General features: G+C 37.4%; 1 protein-coding gene. It reads left to right on the top strand.

Annotation, left to right across the window (positions count from 1 at the left end):
* Positions 1 to 220: 220 nt before the first annotated feature.
* A partial coding sequence (locus tag ACTQXY_RS15575) for an IS110 family transposase (protein WP_441660223.1) occupies positions 221 to 508 on the top strand: 288 nt, incomplete at its 3' end.

Below are 508 nucleotides of genomic sequence, written 5' to 3'. Positions count from 1 at the left end.
TAGACCCTCTCCAAGGTCTATATGCTATACTGTTGGAGATACTGTGGATTGTTTAAAACCTCCTACCATTCGATGGTTTACGAAAGGCTACAACCACAGTCTCTTTGTATATTTGTTAATCAGTTAGATACCGCATGACGGTTTATTTAGAACGAGGTTACAATCGCAAGGAGTACCTGTGGCTCTAAACAGTATCAATTTTATTCAAAGGAGATTTCTTATGATTTACGTTGGAATTGATGTTGCCAAAGATAAGCACGACTGCTTTATTACAAATTCAGATGGTGAAGTATTATTCAAATCTTTTACCATACTTAACAATCGTGAGGGGTTTGAAGTCTTATTTCAAAGAGTCGAATCCGTTTCAGATGATTTAACCAAAGTAAAAGTAGGACTGGAAGCCACCGGACACTACAGTTACAATCTTCTGGGATTTCTTCTTGATAAAGGTCTGACCACCTACGTTATCAATCCGTTACATACCAATCTTTACAGAAAAAGTCTCAGC

Origin of the sequence: Faecalimonas sp. LCP19S3_D12 (assembly GCF_052121495.1) — a bacterium.
Classification (GTDB): domain Bacteria; phylum Bacillota; class Clostridia; order Lachnospirales; family Lachnospiraceae; genus Faecalimonas.
The sequence above is the reverse complement of the archived record's forward strand: the minus strand, read 5'-3'. Positions and strand labels throughout refer to the sequence as shown.